15 protein-coding genes, 1 tRNA gene and 2 pseudogenes are annotated in these 20,860 nt (G+C 45.1%); 5 read left to right on the top strand and 13 right to left on the bottom strand.

What is annotated here, in order from left to right:
- Positions 1 to 5: 5 nt before the first annotated feature.
- From ACUJFL_RS09675 to ACUJFL_RS09655, 5 genes and pseudogenes are all read right to left on the bottom strand, one after another.
- On the bottom strand, positions 6 to 1,232 hold the full coding sequence (locus ACUJFL_RS09675) for a threonine/serine exporter family protein (protein WP_226751634.1): 1,227 nt from the start codon (positions 1,230 to 1,232) through the stop codon (positions 6 to 8).
- A 337-nt stretch (positions 1,233 to 1,569) separates the two neighbouring features.
- A complete protein-coding gene (locus ACUJFL_RS09670; RefSeq protein WP_306178703.1) occupies positions 1,570 to 2,127 on the bottom strand; it encodes an NAD(P)H nitroreductase in 558 nt (185 codons plus the stop codon).
- A gap of 79 nt (positions 2,128 to 2,206) precedes the next feature.
- On the bottom strand, positions 2,207 to 3,637 hold the full coding sequence (locus tag ACUJFL_RS09665; RefSeq protein WP_306178704.1) for a glycogen synthase: 1,431 nt from the start codon (positions 3,635 to 3,637) through the stop codon (positions 2,207 to 2,209).
- Between the two features lie 29 nt (positions 3,638 to 3,666).
- Positions 3,667 to 4,904, bottom strand: a pseudogene (gene glgC / locus ACUJFL_RS09660) (glucose-1-phosphate adenylyltransferase).
- A 270-nt stretch (positions 4,905 to 5,174) separates the two neighbouring features.
- Positions 5,175 to 7,192 (bottom strand): annotated as a pseudogene (locus tag ACUJFL_RS09655) (oxidoreductase).
- Positions 7,193 to 7,363: 171 nt separating this feature from the next.
- Here ACUJFL_RS09655 and sppA point away from each other — a divergent pair.
- Positions 7,364 to 9,244 carry a signal peptide peptidase SppA gene (sppA, locus tag ACUJFL_RS09650; protein WP_445427322.1) on the top strand — a complete coding sequence of 627 codons (1,881 nt, stop codon included), beginning with the start codon at positions 7,364 to 7,366 and terminating at the stop codon, positions 9,242 to 9,244.
- 60 nt (positions 9,245 to 9,304) lie between these two features.
- Entirely contained in the window at positions 9,305 to 10,318 is a 1,014-nt protein-coding gene (ansA, locus tag ACUJFL_RS09645) for an asparaginase (RefSeq protein ID WP_445427321.1), read from the top strand.
- A 3-nt stretch (positions 10,319 to 10,321) separates the two neighbouring features.
- Here ansA and ACUJFL_RS09640 read toward each other — a convergent pair whose 3' ends face one another.
- The 7 genes from ACUJFL_RS09640 to ACUJFL_RS09610 form a co-directional block, all read right to left on the bottom strand.
- On the bottom strand, positions 10,322 to 13,039 hold the full coding sequence (locus ACUJFL_RS09640) for a DUF349 domain-containing protein (RefSeq protein ID WP_445427320.1): 2,718 nt from the start codon (positions 13,037 to 13,039) through the stop codon (positions 10,322 to 10,324).
- Positions 13,029 to 13,310 carry a YeaC family protein gene (locus ACUJFL_RS09635; protein WP_229585601.1) on the bottom strand — a complete coding sequence of 94 codons (282 nt, stop codon included), beginning with the start codon at positions 13,308 to 13,310 and terminating at the stop codon, positions 13,029 to 13,031. The genes ACUJFL_RS09640 and ACUJFL_RS09635 overlap by 11 nt, the downstream gene beginning before the upstream one ends.
- A gap of 1 nt (position 13,311) precedes the next feature.
- Positions 13,312 to 13,638 (bottom strand): zinc ribbon domain-containing protein, encoded by a 327-nt coding sequence (locus tag ACUJFL_RS09630; RefSeq protein ID WP_226751643.1) that lies wholly within the window; start codon positions 13,636 to 13,638, stop codon positions 13,312 to 13,314.
- A gap of 12 nt (positions 13,639 to 13,650) precedes the next feature.
- Positions 13,651 to 14,778 (bottom strand): M14 family metallopeptidase, encoded by a 1,128-nt coding sequence (locus tag ACUJFL_RS09625; protein ID WP_445427319.1) that lies wholly within the window; start codon positions 14,776 to 14,778, stop codon positions 13,651 to 13,653.
- Between the two features lie 81 nt (positions 14,779 to 14,859).
- Positions 14,860 to 15,105, bottom strand: coding sequence for a DUF2960 domain-containing protein (locus tag ACUJFL_RS09620; RefSeq protein ID WP_226751645.1), 246 nt, complete (start codon positions 15,103 to 15,105; stop codon positions 14,860 to 14,862).
- A gap of 12 nt (positions 15,106 to 15,117) precedes the next feature.
- Positions 15,118 to 15,963, bottom strand: coding sequence for an EamA family transporter (locus ACUJFL_RS09615; RefSeq protein ID WP_445427318.1), 846 nt, complete (start codon positions 15,961 to 15,963; stop codon positions 15,118 to 15,120).
- A complete protein-coding gene (locus tag ACUJFL_RS09610; protein ID WP_445427317.1) occupies positions 15,960 to 17,081 on the bottom strand; it encodes a 1-acyl-sn-glycerol-3-phosphate acyltransferase in 1,122 nt (373 codons plus the stop codon). The genes ACUJFL_RS09615 and ACUJFL_RS09610 overlap by 4 nt, the downstream gene beginning before the upstream one ends.
- A 231-nt stretch (positions 17,082 to 17,312) precedes the next feature.
- Between ACUJFL_RS09610 and ACUJFL_RS09605 the strand changes: the two genes are divergently transcribed.
- Together ACUJFL_RS09605 and ACUJFL_RS09600 are read left to right on the top strand one after the other, a co-directional pair.
- Positions 17,313 to 17,389: transfer RNA gene (locus tag ACUJFL_RS09605), tRNA-Pro, on the top strand.
- Between the two features lie 416 nt (positions 17,390 to 17,805).
- Complete coding sequence (locus ACUJFL_RS09600) at positions 17,806 to 18,501, top strand: superoxide dismutase (RefSeq protein ID WP_445429073.1); 696 nt, start codon at positions 17,806 to 17,808, stop codon at positions 18,499 to 18,501.
- Positions 18,502 to 18,862: 361 nt separating this feature from the next.
- Here the strand turns inward: ACUJFL_RS09600 and ACUJFL_RS09595 are convergent, their stop codons facing one another.
- On the bottom strand, positions 18,863 to 19,231 hold the full coding sequence (locus ACUJFL_RS09595) for a hypothetical protein (protein ID WP_445424731.1): 369 nt from the start codon (positions 19,229 to 19,231) through the stop codon (positions 18,863 to 18,865).
- 689 nt (positions 19,232 to 19,920) lie between these two features.
- On the opposite strand from ACUJFL_RS09595, the gene ACUJFL_RS09590 reads away from it, so the two are divergent.
- A complete protein-coding gene (locus ACUJFL_RS09590; protein WP_445424730.1) occupies positions 19,921 to 20,778 on the top strand; it encodes a pirin family protein in 858 nt (285 codons plus the stop codon).
- Positions 20,779 to 20,860 lie beyond the last annotated feature (82 nt).

Genomic DNA, 20,860 nt, shown 5'->3' with positions numbered 1-20,860 from the left:
TTTTATCACAAGCTTTTCTTCGGCGGTAAAGCCACATTAGCAAAGATCAGCCCGCCGACCAGCGCCATTAAAATCAAAAAGGTTTGTTGCCCCACTCGATCTGAAACAACGAAGTCTTGGCCAGAAATCAAGGAGTTTAAGCCAATGTAGGTTTTACTTCCTGGCACTAGCACAATCAGTCCATGCATGGCGACAATAACTGCCGGAGCCTTGGCTAAACGGGTAAACAGGTTGCTATAGATGCCAACAGCGAAAGCGCCTAAAAAAGCCCCCATGGTGTAATCAAAAGCACTGGCGCCGGTAATACTAACCCCATAAGCAATAAAGCCTGCAGCCAAAGACCACAGCGTATACTTTCCGCGACTTTTAAATAACACAATCAACGAGCTAACTAAAATCCCCACCGCCAACCAGGCAAAATACCGTGAAATCGGTTCGGGTTTAACAAAATCGACAATACCAAATAATTTAAAGCCAATCGCCATCCCTAAAAAAGCGCCAAAGTATAATTTAAACAACAGCATTAAAGCGTCCATGATCCGCGCATTACCCGATACCAGATGACGTGCAGCTAATTCGGCAAAACCTATGGTCAGCGCCAAGCCGGGAATAAATGAAATAATGGCCGAAAGCACCGTAAGACGAATATTAATACCCGGATCGATATAGCTGCTAATTGCACAAGCACCGATCGCGGCGGCCAGAGCAACCAGAGGCTCCAGCATATTGTTAATGCGTGGCGAGTGTGCCGCCCATAGCATAAATAAGTAAACCAATAGCGACAATAAAGACGACCAAAGCACATCATTCCAACTGGTGGCCATTAACATCGCAAAGGCACCACCGGATCCCATCATGGCAATGGCGGTAGCCAGCTTACCGTAAGAGCTGGGGCGGGCATCAATAATGTCGAGCAACGAATCGGCTTCAACTAAGCCAACTTGGCCACTGAGCACCTGATCTACCAGTTCATCGGTTCGAGATAAAGCGCCCAAATCTAAATCCCCTGGGTTTACACGAGAAGCATGGGTGTACTCTTGTTCATGACCATCGGTCCAAAGCACAAAAGTCATAGACGTTGGCGAGATAATAAACGAACCCTTTATACCCAGATGCGAAGTTAGCTCCGTTAAATGGGCCTCTAACCGATATGCAGGTGTGCCGTACTTGTGCAGCATCTTACCTAATTTGACAATAAATTTACGTTTTTGGTTAAAATCAGTGCTATACAAATGAAGTCGTCCTGCGGTTGGCTATAGTTAAATGCTTTAAAATACCTATTGTAACGTAACGCAGTAATGATGTCAGAGTTGTCACAGGGTAAAATTTAAGCGAAATAGTTTACGGGGTTTAACCCGCTTGGTTTTAAGTCACAGTGTGGGGGGGTGAAAAATTATCGATAACGCCAACACATCATAGAGACCAAAACAAGAATGCTCCAGGTAAATAACCGTAACCTAAAAAAAACAGCCAGATGGCAAAAGCCACTGGCTGTTTTATTGATCAAAGCATCACACTTAGCACTCAGCGTTTTGGCCAGTGGCAGCGTTTAATAAAAAGTGTTTAAGCTTAAAAATCGCTAAAAAAAGCCTCTGGCTCTAAAGCACTCTTTTGTGGTGCTTGACCACTGGGGGTGCCTAGATACAAAAAGCCCACAATTTCATCATCGGCATCCAGTTTAAAAGCTTGTTTCACATAATCATATTGTGCGTAAGCTCCCGTACGCCAAATACCACCAAAACCTAGCGCAAACGCCATTTGTTGCATCGCCATCACGCTGCACGCAACCGATTGCACTTGCTCTACAGAGGGCACTTTTGCATGCTCAGTGATCTTAGCAATACAAATGATCACCATGGGTGCTCGCATGGGTAACTGTCGAGCACGCTCCTGCATATCAATTGAGATAGACGGATCTTCTTCAATCGCTGCTTCGGCAAATATATCCCCTAAGCGTGTTAGCGCGTCACGGCCTTCAGCCACAACAAAACGCCAAGGCCTCAAAGCACCGTGATCCGGTACTTGTATAGCGGCACGCTTAATTAAGTTTAGCGCCTCACCTTCTGGCGCAGGTTCGCGCAGTCGTGGCGAGGAATATCGGGTAGTCAGTAGCGTTAATGCATCCATAAACTTAACCTTTTCAAAAGCGTTAATTCAGGCTACCAAATATTGCTGAATTTCTCACGGCAATTTTTCAATAAAACTGTTAACTGCATAAATCCTCAGCAAGGTGCACATTTCTTGCCTTCAGATACAGGGCTTGGTATTCGTTAACTGCAGCAGGCCAGCTAAAATTTTGCAGCATGCCGCGGTGTTGTACTTGCTGGTACTGGTTCGGTTGTTGATACAGCGTTTCCGCTTGTTCTAAGGCCGTTTGCATGGCTTCAACACTGATTTCAGTAAAGCCAATGCCGGTTGCCGCAGCACCAGGCCAAGGTTGAACCGTATCGCGTAACCCCCCCGTTAACCGCACTAAAGGCACGGTGCCATACTTTAAGCTGTAAAGTTGATTCAAACCACAAGGTTCAAATAACGACGGCATTAAAAAGAAGTCACCGGCCGCTTCCGTTTGATGAGCTAAACGCTCGTCAAAACCTTCGAAGAAACGAAATTGCGCGTTAAAATCATGTTGTAACTGATAAAGCTGTCTACAATACTCAGCGTCACCACTGCCCACCAAAAATACTTGCGCTGTGGTGTTAGCTAACCACCGGCGTAAGGCTGGTATTAAATAATCAAAGCCTTTTTGCCCGGTAATACGGCTTACCGAAACGAATAATGGCACATCGAGCTCGGCTAAATTAAAGCGTTGGCGTAAATGGGATTTACATTGCGCTTTACCGCTTAAATCATTAATACTGAAGTTCGCGATCAGCGCATCATCCGTGGCGGGATCCCACTGTTGATAGTCACAACCGTTTAAGATACCAAAAAAATCAGCGGCACGGCGTTGATAGAGTGCCGACAAGCCATTAGCCGCAGGCTCAGTCATTAATTCATCCCGATAACCTACGCTAACGGTATTCAGCTTAGTAGCGTGACGAATACCCTGTTCTAGCATATTTAAAAATTGATCATCATTAGCCTGCAAGCCTAAACGGCCAAACCAATAATGATCAGTTGTGAGCTGATACGCACCATTATGGATGGTATAAACAAAGGGTATTCCCCCTAATACCGGATCATGGGCGTAATGCTGTTTTAAATAAGCTGCCGCAACGCCAGTTTGCCAATCATGACCATGAATGATATCGACTTCAGGTAAATAATGTTTAGCCCACTCCAACGCCGCTTTGCAAAAAAAGCCAAAGCGTAGCGGATTATCAGCATAACCATGTTTACCGTCATCGTAGGGGCGATCACGTTGAAAGAAATCATCGTGCTCTACTACGCGAATATCGACATCGTGGGATAATAGCTGACGCACCGCACAGCCATATTCCTGACCACCTAACTCAAAAAACAACGCGTCAGACTCTCCCGTCGGACGGCTATATAAAGGCGCATAGCGAGGTAGCATCACGGTGACTTCATGGCCTGCGGCTTTTAGGTTAATGGCTAAGCCATAACAGGCATCAGCCAAACCACCGGTTTTAATCAAGCCTTCGTATTCACTGCATAACAACAAAATCTGCACTGCTAATTCCTTAATCGGTTGTGCCGAGCTTACTCATCATCAAAGCCGACCCGGGCGCCTTTAGGGATCACCACAACTCCGCCTGCAGACACATGAAAACGCTTGCGATCGGCTTCTAAATCTTCACCAATCACCGTGTTGGGTGCGATACGCACATCTTTATCAATAATACAGCGACGGATCCGACAACCACGACCAATGTCGTTATTGCCCATTAGCACACTCTTTTCGATATAACTGTGGCTATGCACGTTAACATTATAACCGAGGATTGACTGATAAATAATCGCACCACTGATAATAGAACCCGCGGCAACCATTGAGCTTATCGCTTGGCCGGTTCGATTAGCTTGATCGTGCACAAATTTTGCTGGCGGTACTGGCGGCGTATAGCTGCGTAACGGCCAAAAACGGTTATAAACATCGAACGGGGGATCAATCGAGATTAAATCCATATTCGCTTCGTAATAAGAATCGATGGTGCCTACATCACGCCAGTAACCAGCGCTGCTCTGTGATTCGCCGCGAATATGATTGGTAGAAAAGTCATAAACATACACTTCACCCTGCGGATAAAGTCCTGGAATAATGTTGTGGCCAAAATCATGTTTTGAATCGGGCTGTGCGGCATCTGCATTTAGCACATTCACTAAACAATTGGCTTCAAAAATATAGTTACCCATCGATGCCAGTACCATGTCCGGTTGACCTGGGATTGTTTTAGGATTACTTTTTGGCTTTTCTTCAAAACCGATCATCCGACCGTCGGCATCGACCTCGATAATACCAAACTCATGAGCTTGCTCTTTCGGGACAGGGATAGCAGCAACGGTTAGTTTCGCGTTTTTATTACGATGAAAGTCTAACATCTGGCGAATATCCATTTTATAGATATGATCGCCACCGAACACACAAACATGCTCTGGATCTAAACCTTCAATCAAATGCAAATTCTGATAAATAGCATCTGCCGTACCTAAGTACCAATGCTTACCTGTTTGCATTTGCGCGGGAATGGGATCGATAAAACGATTGGATACCCCCCTACTCGCCATGCGCGACTTAAATGCTTCATCAATGAATGTGATTTAAACTGCGTAATAACGAAAATCTGCAGTAAGTCAGCATTTACAAAGTTATTTAAAACAAAATCGATGATACGGTAGTTTCCACCAAAAGGAACAGCCGGTTTCGCACGCACCGCTGTTAAAGGTGATAAGCGGGTGCCTTCGCCACCAGCCAGTATCATTGTTAACACTCCAGACATAGTTATTCCTCTGTATTTTATTAGTATGTAACCGCTTACATTTTTTATCGCCGCACATTTATAGGTAAGCTGTTCTTATAGCGCGGTCGGGATATTTCCATCAAGATTTCAGAATCCTTCATTAATCGATGTAGATTTAACATAGCATCAAAAACTAGAATTATGTAGTACCAAAAAACAAGAAAATAAAAACGGCCACTTGAAAAGTGGCCGCAAGAAAAGTTTACCCCTTGTTTACCGCAATGAATTGCGGCTAGAAATCAGCAAATACTAAATGGCCGCAGCAAGTTCTGCACCTTGACGGATCGCCCTTTTTGCATCCAGCTCAGCAGCAACATCAGCACCGCCAATTAAATGTACTTGTTGGCCGGCCGCCTGTAACTCGGCTTGTAAGGCACGCAGCGGAACCTGTCCGGCACAAATCACCACATTATCCACCGCTAAACAGCGCTCTTTGTCGTTTAAACTGATCCAAAGACCAGCGTCATCCACGCGCAGATAGTTCACCCCCGCCATCATCTCTACGCCTTTTTTCTGCAAAGAGGCGCGATGTGCCCAGCCAGAGGTTTTACCTAATCCCCCCCCACCTTACTGGCTTTGCGCTGTAATAAATAGACTTTACGTTCGGCTTTAGCTGGCGCCTGGCTACTTAATAATGCGCCGCGGCTTTGATAAGTTTTATCAACGCCCCAATCGGCTAACCACGCATCAGGTTGTAAGGTCAGTGAATGTTTTTCTAATAGAAACTCAGCTACATCAAAACCAATGCCGCCCGCCCCAATAATGGCGACGTTTTGGCCAACGGCTTTGTGATCGCGCAATACATCTAAATAGCTCAGCACTTTAGGATGATCTTGCCCAGCTAAACCAATATCACGCGGCACGATACCGGTAGCTAAAATGACCTCATCAAATTGCTCAGCTAGAATACTTGCCGCAGTTTGTTGCTCATTAAGATGTAATGTTACCGCGTGTACCTTCAACATTTTGGCAAAATAACGCAGTGTTTCATGAAACTCCTCTTTACCAGGAATTTGTTTGGCATAATTAAACTGGCCGCCAATCTCTGCGGCTTTATCAAACAAATGTACTTCATGGCCACGCTGCGCCGCGTAAACACTAAAAGCAAGCCCGGCCGGACCAGCACCTATAACGGCCAATTTTTTCCGTTTACTAGCGGGATTAAAATTTAACTCGGTCTCATAACATGCCCTAGGGTTAACCAAACAACTGGCACGTTTTTGTTGAAATACGTGATCTAAACAGGCCTGATTACAGGCAATACAGGTATTAATTTCGTCCGCTTGATCGGCAGCCGCTTTATTAACAAAGTCGGCATCGGCTAAAAAGGGTCGTGCCATACAAATTAGATCAGCTTGGCCTTTTACTAAAATATCTTCTGCTACGCCAGGATCATTAATGCGGTTAGTGGCGATAACCGGCACACTAAGTTGTTGCCGAACCCGCTCTGTGATCCAAGTAAAAGCCGCTCGGGGCACCCGAGTCGTAATGGTTGGAATACGCGCTTCATGCCAGCCAATGCCGGTATTAATTAAAGTTGCGCCTGCCGCTGCCACACCTTGGCCAAGTGCAACAACCTCATCAAAGGTATTACCATCCTCAACTAAATCCAGCATAGAGAGCCGATAGATAATAATAAAGTCAGCACCACACTTCTCGCGCACCGCTCGCACGGTTTCTAAAGCAAAACGACTGCGGTTTTCAAAATTACCGCCCCAAGCGTCCGTACGATGATTGGTACGCTGACAAATAAATTGGTTTATCAAGTAGCCTTCAGAGCCCATGATTTCCACACCGTCATAACCGGCTTTTTTAGCGAGGCTGGCCGCATGGGCAAAATCTTTAATGGTCCCGCGGATCTGTCGATCGGATAACTCAGAGGGTTTAAAAGGCGTAATAGGCGATTTAATGTTACTCGGCGCGACATTAAAAGGATGATAACCATAACGGCCCGCATGCAATAATTGCAGGCAAATCTTTGCACCGTGCTTTTGCACCGCCGCGGTAACTGGTTTGTGTTTGGCAACTTGCCACCAAAAACTCAATTGGCTACCAAAAGGCACCAAGTTACCGCGAAAGTTTGGGCTAATACCACCGGTAATAATTAAACCCACTCCGCCTTTGGCTCGTTCTTCATAAAACGCGGCCAATTTTTCGAAACCGTTTTTTTCTTCTTCTAGGCCGGTATGCATTGACCCCATAATTACCCGATTTTTAAGTTGGGTAAAGCCTAAATCTAATGGCGCTAATAAGTGTTGATATGCCACATCACCCTCTCTGGTCGTACCTGTTTAATCGCTAAAATGTAGCTGCTTTGCAGTCGATACGCAAGTGATATACATTTTCTTACAAATTCCACATAGCCTTTGTTGAAAAATTCGTTAGCATTAAGTGTGGATGTTTATAAATTTTAAATGAGAATTAACAGGACACATATTATGTCAGAGAAAAAGAAAGGATTATTTAGGCGCTTATTTGGCGCAATCTGGTCAGTTTATCGTGGCTTTCGCGCTACCGTTTTAAATATTATCTTTATTTGCTTGGTGTTGGTCATCGGCAGTGCCCTGTTTAGTGGTGGCGATAAAGTACAGATTGCCGATACCAGCGCATTATATCTTAACCTTCGCGGTGATCTTGTTGAACAAAAACGTTATGTTGACCCCATGGCTGCGGCAATTAATGAAGCGGCCGGTGGTCAAGAAGAAGCGCCAGAAATGCTGGTTACCGATGTGGTTAAACTGATTAACCATGCGGCCAAAGACAACCGCATTCAAGTGATGGTGATGGATCTGTCTGCGCTAGGTGGCGGTTCTTTAGATAAATTAAAAAGCGTAGGTAAAGCTTTAGAAGCCTTTAAAGCCAGTGGCAAAAAGATTTTTGCTTACGGTGCTTACTACGGCCAAAATCAATACTTCTTAGCCAGCTATGCCGATCAAATTGCACTTGAGCCGATGGGTGCAGTGTTATTAGAGGGCTATGGTAGCTACCCTATGTACTATAAAAATGCCTTAGAAAAACTCAAGGTCAGTACACATGTTTTCCGCGTTGGTACTTACAAATCCGCGGTAGAACCTTTTACTCGTAATGACATGTCAGATGCCGCAAAAGAAGCGAACTCAGCTTGGTTAAATGAATTATGGGCTGATTACAAACAACAAGTTGCCGAGCGTCGTGGCTTTGGTATTGATAACTTCGATGAAACCTTCGCCGCCATGTACAGCAAACTGCAAGCCGCTGAAGGTGATTTAGGCCAATATGCCTTAACCAGCAAGTGGGTAGATGCCGTACAAACCCGTGAACAGTTCCGTAATAGCATGATCGCCATTGTCGGCAAAAATGACAATAACACCTACAACCATGTCACCTTTGATGAATACAAAAAAATGGTGATCCCGGCTAAGCAATTTGATAACCCGATCACAGAAAAAATTGCCGTGGTGGTCGCTCGCGGTACCATTATTGATGGCACAGCTAAACCTGGCATGATCGGCGGTGACTCTACAGCTGCGCTGCTTCGTCGTGCGCGCCATGATGATAAAGTGAAAGCGGTCGTGCTGCGTATCGACAGCGGCGGCGGCAGCGCGTTTGCCTCTGAAGTCATTGGCCAAGAAATCACCCTATTACGTGAAGCAGGTAAGCCTGTTATCGCCTCAATGGGTGCAGTGGCAGCGTCAGGCGGTTACTGGATTGCAGCACCTGCAAACGAAATTTGGGCCTCACCAACTACCATTACAGGTTCAATCGGGATCTTTGGTTTATTACACACATTTGAAAATGCGATGTCGACCATTGGTTTAAATGTGGATGGTGTCGGTACAACAGAGCTGGCCGGTTTCTCTGCCGGTATGCCTTTATTTAAAGGCTTATCTGAGCCTGCGAAAGACATGATGCAATTGCTGATCGAACGCGGTTATACCGAGTTTTTAACCATGGTGGGTAAAAACCGCAATATGAGCAATGAAGAAGTTGATAAAGTTGCACAAGGCCGGGTTTGGACAGGTTCTAAAGCACTTGAGTTAGGTTTAGTCGATAAACTGGGTACTTTTGATGATGCGATTGCTCGGGCTGCAGAAATGGCCGGTTTAAGCCAATACGACATCACGGTAGTACAGCCAGAACTTAGCCCCACTGAGCAAATCATTGCTGATTTATTTGGTGCAGCAAAAGCGAAAGGCTGGTTACCTAGCGCAACGATGCAACCAGAGCAACGTGCGCTTCGTCAGTTAACTCAGCAAGTTAAACAAGATTTTGTTTTAATGAATCAGTTTAACGATCCAAACGGTATCTACTCTTACTGCTTAAGCTGCCAGATAAACTGACAGCAAGTGTAATTCTGATTACAATGCCCGGTATTATCCGGGCATTTTTTTAGGTGTTTTATGCAAAGAAAACGTATTTATGTCGCTTACACTGGCGGTACCATTGGTATGCAACAATCCGATAAAGGCTTTGTACCAGTACCGGGTTTTTTAACCGACACCGTAAAACGCATGCCCGAGTTTTACCGGCCAGAAATGCCAGAATTCGATATTCATGAATATCATCCGGTTATCGACTCGTCAGATATGACACCAGCGCATTGGCTTACTATTGCCAAAGATATTCAAGAAAACTACCTACACTATGATGGCTTTGTGGTGCTGCATGGTACTGACACCATGGCTTATACCGCTTCCGCTTTATCGTTTATGCTAGAGAACTTATCAAAACCGGTGATTATTACCGGCTCTCAGATCCCGTTAGCGCAACTGCGCTCAGACGGCCAAGTTAATTTACTTAATGCCCTGTATTTAGCGGCGAATTACCCCATCGCTGAAGTAGCATTGTTTTTTAATAATCAATTATTTCGTGGTAACCGTGCCACTAAAGCCGATGCCGATGGTTTTAATGCTTTCGCATCACCCAATATGTCGGCGTTACTTGAAGCGGGGATCCATATTAACCTGCATGCAGGCAAAATCACCCATACTGAAACAGCCCTCCCACTCGAGGTTGCCGAGATCACTCCCCAACCGATCAGTGTCGTCACGCTGTATCCTGGAATTACCACAGACGTGATCCGCAATATGCTGGCACCACCCGTGCGCGCCTTAATTATTAAATCTTTTGGTGTGGGTAATGCCCCACAGCGGTCAGAATTACTGCAAGTGTTACAGCAAGCAAGTGAACAAGGGCAAATTTTAGTCAATTGCACACAATGTTTTAAAGGCAAAGTGAATATGGATGGTTATGCCACGGGCAAGGCGTTGCGTGATAGCGGGGTGATCAGTGGGTTTGATATGACCTTGGAAGCGACTTTAACTAAGTTACATTACCTGCTGAGTAAGCCATTCACTGCAGAAGAAATTCGCCAGCAGATGCAACAGGATCTGCGTGGCGAATTAACGCTTTAACCGTTAAAACAGCGCGGCAACGCGCTTTAACAACGGTTTTTCTTGTTGGGCAACCGGACCATGCGCAAGCCATTGCTGTAATAGCTGCTCCGGTGTTAATTGTTGCCCCGCATTATGCTTTAACGATAACAAGGCCAGTTGCACTTGTTGACGCTCTGCCGCACTGGTTTGCTCAACATTTTGCTCTGACATCAGCTCTAACGCGATGGTCAGTTGTGAGCGAGTCAAACTTGGCTGCGGCAAACTTAAGGCTTCACGATAACTCTGTGGTAATTGTTCTGCTTTGATATCGCCCTGCTCTAATACTTCAAATAAGGTTTGTAACTCTTGACGTTGTGCCGACTTTTGCAACTGCTTTTGCCGTTGTTGCAACTGCTGACTGAGCTCTTGATATTGCTGACGCACCCCAACGCTATCGGGTAAACTCAATTGACGCAACTGCGCTTGTACCGCTTGCAATGCGCCAGCGCTAGTGGCTTGCGCTAAGGTTGTATTCAGCGTTGCTAATTGCGCTGATACCAACTGGGCAACTTCCTGCTCAGCTTGCTGCTGTAGCTTGTACTCTTCGTTGCGTTTTTCAAAAAAGCTATCACACAGTGCACGAAACTCTAACCACAACGCTTGATCTTGCTGACGGCCGGCAAAACCAAAGGTCTTCCAGCGTTGCTGCAACTCTTTCAGCACCTGTGCTGTTTTGGCGCCGTCTTCTAAGGTCATGGCCAATTTCGCTTCCGCAATCAAAGCCGCCTTACCCGCCGCTTGTTGCTGCTGCGCCGTGGCCACTTTGTCTTTTAAGCGTTTGCTCAGTTCTTGAAATTGTTGTTGCAACGCTTGGTAATCACGCCGATTAACCGCGCCACTTTCACGCCAACGTTGGCTTAACTGCCGAAAAGCGGCATCTAAATCACGTTCTGGCAATTCTGCTTCGACTAAATTGCCAAGCTCTTGTAATAATTGCTGACGTTGCTGTAAATGCAGTTCGCGTTCAGCATCTTGCTGAGCAAACACCTGGCGGCAAGGTTCAAAAGCCGCTTCACAAGCTGCATCAAAAGCCTGATTCAAGCTTTCTTCGGCAGCGGGATCTGCTTTACCTAAAGACTTCCAGTTTGCGCGGGCCAGTTTCACTTGCTCAGCACGCGCTTTGGCATCTTGCAAAGGGCTATTTGCCAGCTCAGTCATTTCGTTTAACAACGCGGTTTTACGTGGTGTGGCAATATACTGCTGCAAAGATTCTAATTCAGTTTGTAAACTGCTGATCTCGGCAAACTCTTTTTCAAATTGCTGCTGTGCTTCTGCAGATAAATTTGCCACATCCGCCGTCATGCCTTTATACAAACCAAACAGCACTTTGTACCGTCCTGCCGCGTGTAAGCGTTTGTATTCGGCACACTTACTACGAAGCTGACGAAGCTCTTTTTGTTGCTGTTGTTTAATATGGCTCAGTGCTTGTTGCCACTGCTGACGTAACTGCTTGAATTGTTCGTTTAACTCAGCAGGTAAACTTGCACTGAAACCTTTACTGGCACTGCGCCAAGCATCAGCAAAATCTTGCCATTGCTGCTCTGCTGCCGCTAACTGCTCAGCACTGTTAGGCAATGGCTGTTCACTAAACGCATTTAGCAATTGCTGGATCGACGTAAGCGCTTTATTCAACTCGGGTAAACGGGCTAATTGCTGCTGCACCAACGTTAAACGTTGTTGTAAGGCGCTGTGCTCAGCATGGGCTAACTCGGCCGCATCCAACTCTTCACATAATGCTGTGGCGGCGGCATCCAGTAAACCATTTTGCTCAGTACTGGCGACTTGTTGTAACTGCACCTGCAATTGTTGTTCTAGCTCACTGACCGCTTGCTGCAACTGCTGGGTTTTTAACACTTGGCGCGCTTTACGCTCAACTAAGGCTTGCTCGGCCTGCAGTTGGGCTAATTTTGGCGCTAACCATTCGGTTAAACGTTGGTCGAGCTGCTGAAACTTCTCTGAAAAACCCTGCGCTTCTTGTTCGGGTAATAATGGTAACTCAGCGGCTAACACTTGCCATTGTTGTTGCAACTCTTGCTGTAACGCCGGTAGCTCGGCCAGCGTATGACGCTCGCGCAGTGCATTCAGCTTAGCCAGCAACAAGGTGATCTCTTTGCGTAAGCGAGGTGGCTTTTGCTTATCCGCCGCCATTTTCGCCAAGCGAGCCTGCAAGGTTTCAGCAAGCGAGGGTTCAAGTTGCTTACTAAGTTTCTCTAATTGTTTTTCATCTGTGATCTGTGACAACAATTGCTGTTTTAAGGCGACAGGAAAGGCCGCATCTAACAAAGTTTGTTGAATTAACTCCGGGCGCTCTAACCGCTGTAGTAAGGCAAAGCGCACATTCATATCGGCATCTTTTAGCGCTAGCGACTCTAAAATGCTACTGCGATTACACTGCTCAATAAATTTCTGTTTTAACGGTGCAGCTACCCGATTCGCTAACAGTTGCTCAACAACTTGTTGCTCGGCATAGTGTTTTAAACGCTCTGCCGTGTCGTGTTTACTGGCTTGCCACCACAACGCAAAATCGTCTAACCGATGTAAAGCGGCTTTACGCACCGCTTCTGCGGCATCGTTAAAAGCGAGCTCATGCAATACTTGCTTATGCTCAGCGCTGGTGGGTTGTAATGTTTCAAGAGCTTGCTGACGAATAGCGGCGTCTGGATGCTGCCATTTCGGTTTAAACCAGCGTTTAAAGATCATCGTGCGAAAACCTTGCAATAGCGGCAGGATCTGAAAACTGTTTTTTCAACTCTGCCTTGGATTTATGAACTATTTGTCCGTCTGGACCCACAGTGAAGATATCTTGAGACTTCAACACCTTAGACTGATAAGCTAATACCAGTTGCAGTGTTTGCTCTTTTTGCTCTGCGCTTAACGGCGTGCCATCGGCCCAACGACCGGTGGCTACCGCCTCTGCTAGTTTATTATAAGTGTCAGGTGCCATCGCACTGACCATCGCTGTAAAATCCATACTATTTTTTTCGCTTTAACCAAATAATTCGTGCGCGACACACCACATACCAACCAAAGCCTAGGGCTATCGCTACGGTTGAAACATATTGGTTGTAACTGCCATTCTCAGGCTGCCACCAATACAAAATTCCAAATCCGGCCAAAAATAACAGCAAGGCCAGCATCGACTGGTTCATCAGTGATTGCGCTTGGCGAGCCATTTGCTCTCGGTGTTTCGAGGCCAGCTTTTCTGGGCTGGCTTCACCTAAATTGGTTTTACACTTTGGACATTCTGCCGCTTTGTTTGAGATCCGGTTTGCACACACCGGACAAGAAATAATCGCCATGTCTAATAGGTCCTATCGTAACTCATCAACTACGGCTAATACTGCGGTAAGGGTGTCATGGCCGAGTTTCATTGAACGTACATCTGACCAACCGAAAGCCTCGTCTGGCAGGTTGGCGTTATCTTTAAACGGCATTTCTAAAGTGTACGCTAAACAACCAAAGCGCTCTGCAACCCAGTTACTGCCCACGGTTAAATTTGCTTTACCCGGCTCGTCTTTGTCATAACCAAACTGGGTTTGAAACTCTGGAGTTACCAGTTGTAATGCCGTTTTAAATGCCTGCTCAAGTTGTTGCATTTTTGCATTGTAAGACGGTACACCTTCTGCGCCGGCCACAAAGTTATATGGCAGATTTTCGTCACCATGAATGTCTAAGAACATGTCTAGGCCGATTTCTTGCATTTTTTCTCGAACTAAATACACCTCTGGGCTTTCTGTCATGCTCGGCTTTTGCCATTCACGGTTTAAATTAACGCCTGCGGCGTTAGTCCGTAAATGACCACGAACACTGCCATCTGGGTTCATATTGGGCACAATGTAAAATACCGCTTTGGCTAACAGTAACCGAGCAACACCGTCATCTTCATCTAATAATCGATCCAGTAAGCCTTCAACAAACCATTCGGCCATCGTTTCGCCAGGGTGTTGCCGTGCAATGATCCAAATCTTCTTTTTATGCTCAGCCGGCTCGCCGACAACCAGCATGGTCATATCACGGCCATCCAGTGTTTCACCCAATTCGACTAACCGACAGTTGTAATCATTTTGGGCAAAGTGCAATAAGTCTTGATGCCGTTCATAGCTATAAGGCGCAAAGTAGGCAAAATAAACTGACTCCGCTTCTGGATAATGATGAATGGTTAATACGTTGTCTGCATAACTGGTATCTACGCGAAACCACGTTTGTCGATCATAAGAAGCCACCGCTTGATAACCTTCCCAGCCTTCTGGGTACGCCGATTGGCCAGCATTCATAATTTTGATGGTGTGCGGTTCAGTGTGTGAGGTGTTTAAACGAAAGTGAAACCACTGAAAGAACTCTGATTGATGATCTTTACGGATTGCCAGTTGAATGTTTGCTGGATCCGTGGCGTGTAACACTTCGATATTACCACTGTCAAAATTGCAGGTGATTTTCATACTATTTTCTCTAATTTGGTATCATCAAATAACAGCGGGTACGGCAAAAACCTTGGCCTGGCACGCTGGTCGCATATTGTGTTAGGGATTCTCTCGCACAAAGGCGATATCTGCAAATCCCATTTTACTGAATGATTGCGAGCGAAAGTTTTTTACTGCGGCTTTATCTTTAGCCGTATGATGTAATTGCTGTTCCATGGCTAAAAACGCCGTGAGATCTATACCTTCAGCTGCAGCAACGGCTTCATATAAATCAACAAAACGATCATAACTAAAGGCGATAACTTTCTTTTGGCCTTTAAAGGTGTAACTAACTTGTCTAGCCATAAAACTTATTTCCTATACTGCGTGGCGACGACACAACCACAATGAAAGCAATAACAAAGCGATACCCAAGACTAACTTGCTTATGTCTGTATCACGCTGCCAGATCAGAATATTGACCAGCAAACCAGCAGGGATCAAGGCATTATTCATCACCGCTAAGGTACCGCTAGAAACCTGCGAAGCGCCTTTGTTCCACCAAAAATAACCTGCACCTGAAGCCACTAATCCTAGCCAAAACAAAACTGCCCATTGTACTGGCGTAGTGGGATATTGTGCTTGCCCCAGTAATAACCAAGCCGGTATCGCAATCACTAAAGCACCGACATAAAACCAGCCAAATTGCTGATGGCCTGCGTTTAGGTGCGCTTTACTGGCCATAAACTTTTTATAGCCCACTTGGCCTGCGGCAAAGCAAAAATTTGCCCCCTGCACCACTAAAAAGCCTAACCAATAATTCACTGCGGGTAGTGTATCGCGCATCACAGCTGCTGCCACTACGGCGAGTAAGGCTGCAAATAAAAAGCGGGGATTAAAATGGCCATCAAGCACATCATACAGCAATGTAATATAGACTGGGGTAAAGATGGTAAACACCAGGATCTGTGGCACGCTCAGTAATAAAAAAGACTGATAATAAAAGATATACATTAAGCCTAATTGCACCGCGCCAAGCGCGGCCAATAAAAATGCATCGGCTAAGGCCACAGGTTTACGTAACAGCCAAGGCAAAAACACCAGCACCGCGAGCGCAATACGCATTAACACCGCAAAATAAGCATCCACTTGGCCAGCCAAATAAACACCAATTAAGCTAAACGAAAACGCCCACAGCAGTGTAACGGCAACTAAATAACTCACTCTAGTTCAGACTGCCTCATGATCGGAGCAGCATATAAGGCACTCATTAATGAAGTCGCGCCTTGCGGTACCGTTTGCAAACGCTGTTGCCATAACTCCACCAGCTTTTCATCAACCGAAGCATGTGTTAAACCTGCAGCAAGATAGTTAACCGGATACAAACGGTAGTTTTGCCAAATTTGCTGGTCAATTAGCTGAGCAAGTGCATCGGGATCTGCAGGAACCTCGGTAAGTGGTTTTGCAAATGCCACATGAACCCGGCCTTTAAAGCCAACGATCCCTTTGATAATACTATCAATATCCTCAAATTCCGTTTTTTGGTAAGAACCAGAGGTTTGTTTTTGCCACAATTCGTTGATTTTATCGACATCGCAAGGATCATATTCGTAAGACAAACATACCGGCACAATATTTAGCCCTGCCATATATTCAGCAAAGCTTTCACCGCGTTTTTTGCCTTCCATATAAAACATTTTTAAAATCGCCGGATCCGTTTCATCCAAGCCATCTTTAGCACGACCTTCTTTTTGCGCGATCCACACAGAGTGTTTGTGCTCTAACGAATGTTTAATGTAAGACGACAACAAGGTAAAGTTTTTCAGCATTTCACGTGGGCCTTTAGCACCGCGCTTAACAATAAAACTTTTATTTAATCGCATTAACTCAGAAGCGCAGGCCTTGCGTAATAAGTTGTCGCCAATGGCAATGCGCACGGTATCTAAACCATGGTGATATAAACACCAATTTACTAAAGCCGGATCCATCGCAATATCACGGTGATTAGAAACAAACAAGTAAGCTTTGCCTGGTGATAAATGTTCTAAACCAGATACCGTGATTTTATTGGTACTACTTTCGATCATTCGCTCCATAAAGGTCGCGACCTGACGCTGGACCGCTTGTACGTTATCTAAACGTGACCAACGGCGTTTTAACGAGAATTTCACCAGCGGTGATAACAACCAGCCCAAAGGCCCGGCCAAATGCGGGAAACGATAATGGAGAATGGCATGAATAAATTCGTCATCTGCAATTAAACGGGCGATCGCTGGCGCGACTTCATCATCATGATAAGGCCGGATATCGGCGTAAATATCTTGCTCTGCCACAGTACTCACTACTTTGTCTGGGTAAAAGAGCGCCTATTTTACTGTGTTATTCAGAATTAACCAGTATTTCGATTAAAAGGCAACGAGGTTAAATTAAAGGATATAGCCATTCAGTTCAATTATGAATAACGGGTTATCACAAATTGTATCCCTATACCTAGCTATGATGCTGCTTTTTTCAACATACGATTCAATCAGCATTGCATTATCGCTGAGAATCATTATGATACGCGCTTGAGTCGGTACGTAGCGCAGCTTGGTAGCGCACTTCGCTGGGGGTGAAGGGGTCGGAGGTTCGAATCCTCTCGTACCGACCAATAAATTTTTACTAAAAGCCAGTTTGCTTAAAGTGAGCTGGCTTTTTTTTTATATCTGTGGTTTTTCGCGCAACCTCTTAGCTATTATGCCGCTTTATTTGCTGTCGTAAGCACTTTAAATTGCAGAGCTAATGCTCATTAATGCCGGTAAAAAGGTGCATCACGCGGCCACAGTATGCCTGCCGCTTAAAAATGAATGACACTCACGATAATGAGATTTCTAGCGCTTGTTAACACAACGCCAAGCCTAAACAGTCGCTATTACCCCAATTATTAAAACACCTAGTCGCGTTTTATTGCCGATTGGTCCCTACTTTAAAATTAAAGTGATCGGGCAGCATCATACTACTGTAAGATTGGTTAGTCCCTAAATTGGTAAAACCTCATCTTCATAGGAGTACAATACCGTGTTAACTATGCTCAAAGCGAAACTCCCTGCAACCTTACTTTGTTTATTCCTTGCTGCCAGTGCTCACGCTGAACCCTTTACGTTAGCACCGCTGCCTTATGCTGCAGATGCACTTGCACCGGTTATCGATAAAGACACCATGCAAATTCACCATGGCAGGCACCATCAAGCCTATGTGAATAACTTAAACGCCCAAGTAGCAAGCACCCCAGAGTTAGCCTCACTGTCACTTGAAGCGATGATGTCGCAAATATCACGCTTTAATACGGCGGTACGAAACAATGGTGGTGGTCATTATAATCATCAACTCTTTTGGCAATTAATGGCGCCACAGGCTGATGTTGGCGAGCCTTCAGCGGCCTTAAAACAAGCCATCGAACGTGATTTTGGCTCTATCGATGCCATGCAAAAGTCGTTTAATCAAGCAGCCGCTACCCGTTTTGGCTCTGGTTGGGCTTGGTTAATCGTAGATAAGGAGCACAAACTACAGGTGACATCGACACCTAATCAAGACAACCCCTTGATGGATGTGGTGGAAGTGCAAGGTACCCCCATACTTGCGCTGGATGTTTGGGAGCATGCCTATTATTTACAGTATCAAAACAAGCGTGGTGATTACGCTACGGCTTGGTGGACTATTGTGAATTGGCATAAGGTCAATGAGTTATATCGTCATGCCACCGAGCAAACCAAAGCTCATTAAGCCTTGATATAGCATTTTAATACCGCCTAGGTGGCTATCGCTTAGGCGGATAAAACACTTTGTTATCACGGCCCTCACCTGACGATGAGCTCTTTGCTAGCGCATTTACGAATAAAGTCAGAATGCGACTACAGCCCCGAAAGCCGGTCAGAGTCACTCATGGCAACTCACATGAAAGCTCAACAGCTAAACGCTTACTTCTAAGAATATGCCCCGCTCTTGCGACGAGGCAACTGAATACTGTTGAGCAAGGTGTTTAGAATAAGGGTATATCAAGTGCTCGTTATCTGACTCTGCAGGTTTCGAACAATCTAACAAATCAGTTTTTTGCGGAACAAGCGACCGCTGGCTATGATGCTTATTACGCTTGATGTTTTACAGTACGCAAGATGCTTGCATTTACTTTGTTAAGCGTAAACACAACAATACCCCCGGTAACAAAAACAGCAATAAAGTCCTGAAGATCAAACACACCGGTTCCCACAGCTGGCTGTAAACACTCATAAGTTGCGCAACCACATGTGATCCACAATGCTGATTCGGGCGCTTTAGTTATCCAGTCTTTTGCTAAACCGATTAATAAAAAAATTGAGGTAATGGTTCCGGTAATACTTGGCAGATAATCTGCCAAACCAAAATCGGCTATTTGATTGGCGTATACCCAATCTCGATAATAGCTATCACCAATAGACGTTAACACTAAAAAACTCATTCCAATTAAAATAAACATGCAGCGAACTCTAGCCATACCATCCTCGGAATGAAAAATACTATTGATTGCACTACGAAATAAAACTGTAGTAACACCAAATCCCGTTTTCTGAAAACAAACAATTTGAATTGGCAATTAAGCATTAAATTTACTTTGTTTTTACCATAACCATTAACCTTTTCGCCATTGGCTATAAGTTTTCTTTTGGTTCCTTAAAAAAGTGCCTCGTTGTTAGATGAATTATTTCAAGCCGATAGTCACCAACAAGCTATAGAAGCTAAGCACATACCTCAACGGATATTCACTCCCTTGGCAGCGAGCCGGCTGATCATCGTTGGCCAAGGTTTTAAGAAAACGGGTGTTTGAGTGCGGCGACGAAGCCTAGCGCGAGTGACGTTTTCGCCTTGGACAACGTATGAGCAGTCGGGCTTTCGAGCGAAATTGGGTCGCATTTTCTTTGGATACTTTCTTTTGGCGACACAAAAGAAAGTATCTCGCCAACAGCGAAAACGTTAAGCTCTGCTTAAAAAAAGATCTCGGTATCTGACCTCAAAGGTTCCAAGGTTATTCTGGTCCATGTCAATCAGAACCTGCGCATTAGTTCTTTTAAATAGAACTATTCGCTTCTTTTATTCTAATATTATTACCCTGTTTAGAATGATACCGTGCTGAGTAGACTTAATTTCTGCATTGTTAAGGAGTACCACATGGCAAAAGTACTGAAGGCAACAACACACGATTTAGGTGGCTTACAAGTAAAAAGAGTGCTGCCTCACCAAGATAAAAAAATGGTTGGGCCTTTTATATTTTTTGACCAAATTGGCCCACATGATTTTCCTGCTGGGCAAGGTATCAATGTGCGACCGCATCCACATATTGGCCTAAGCACACTGACTTATTTGTTCGAAGGCAGTATTTTGCATAGAGATTCGTTAGGACATCATGTCGAAATACATCCAGGAGATGTCAACTGGATGACCGCAGGTAAAGGCATAACCCATTCCGAGCGAGAAACCTTTGAAGTAAGAGCGAATAAGCACGCCATTAATGGCTTACAGTGCTGGATCGCACTGCCAGAGCAGATGGCTGAACTTGATCCCTCTTTTACTCATGTAAAAAAACAGCAACTACCTCACCTCATTCACGAGGGTGTTATGATGCGGCTTATTGTCGGCGAAGCTTACGGCATGAGCTCACCCGTTAAAACTTACTCGCCGATGTTTTATATCGACATAACGGCAGATGAAAACAGCAAAATTACCAGACCCCATCCAACGCATGAAACCACGATATTCCCTATTAGCGGAAAAATAGACATTAACGGGGTCACCTATGGTGCGGGTGAGTTTGTCTTGCTCGATGATACCGACACTGAAATGACGGTTCTGCAAAGCGGACGATTTATCATGCTAGGAGGCGAAAAATTTACTGTGACCCCTTATTTACACTGGAACTTTGTGTCTTTCAGTAAAGCGCGAATAGAGCAAGCAAAAGCGGATTGGCAAAATGGCAAATTCCCCAGCGTCATCGGCGACGATAAAGAGTATATCCCACTTAAAAAATAACAATCACATGCCGCAGCTAAAGCTGATGCTTGAAAATTTTGCAGCAAAAAACCGCGACAATGCCCGTCTGCCAACTGGCGTT

The sequence above is a fragment of the Alishewanella sp. HL-SH05 genome (genome assembly GCF_052655985.1).
The sequence above is the reverse complement of the archived record's forward strand: the minus strand, read 5'-3'. Positions and strand labels throughout refer to the sequence as shown.